General features: G+C 68.3%; 1 protein-coding gene. It reads left to right on the top strand.

All coding sequences use genetic code 11. The annotated features are described in order from the left end of the window. Nucleotides 1–20: 20 nt before the first annotated feature. Nucleotides 21–687, top strand: a 667-nt coding sequence (locus BKG60_RS23345) for a DUF222 domain-containing protein (protein WP_242671641.1), incomplete at its 3' end; no start/stop codon positions are given.

The raw sequence follows: 687 nt of genomic DNA, 5'->3' as shown, positions 1-687 counted from the left end.
TGCGGGACAAACTGCCTCAGGTGGCGGCGCGGTTCGCGGTCGGGGATATCGACTATCGGGTGGTGCGGATGCTGATCACCCGCACCGCCACCACCGACCCGGCGGTGTGGGAATCCTTGGATGCCGAACTGGCCGCCCGCGCGCACCGCTGGATGCGGTTCTCCGAACGACAGTTGCGGGACCGGATCGATCAATGGGTCGCCAAACTCGATCCGAATGGGGTGCGGGTCCCGCCGGATCTGACCGAGGAGCGGTTCGTGCAGGTCGAGCCCGGCAGCTTGGGCAACGCCACGATCTGGGCCAATGTCGATGCCGGCGACGGTGTCGCGTTCAATCAGCGCCTCGATGCGCTGGCGGACACGGTGTGTGAGCACGATCCGCGCACCCATGAGCAGCGGCGTGCCGATGCGATCGGGCCGCTGGCCCGGCTGGAAGCTCAACTGCTGTGCCGGTGCGGGCGCCAGGATTGCGCGGCGGCTCAGAACCGGGCCGCTGCGGATGCGGCGGTGTTTCATGTGCTGGCCAACCAATCCACGGTGGACGGGACTTCGAATGATCCGGGGTATCTGCCCGGGTACGGCATCGTGCCCGCCGAGAGCGTGCGCAAGGTGGCGGCTACCGCCAAGATCAAACCCGTACCCTTGCCGGTGCCAGCCGAGCCCGGCGAGGCGGCCGAATCCGCCGAGC

Origin of the sequence: Mycobacterium syngnathidarum, from assembly GCF_001942625.1 — a bacterium.
GTDB classification, from domain to species: Bacteria; Actinomycetota; Actinomycetes; order Mycobacteriales; family Mycobacteriaceae; genus Mycobacterium; species Mycobacterium syngnathidarum.
This window is presented reverse-complemented; position numbering and strand designations above follow the sequence as displayed.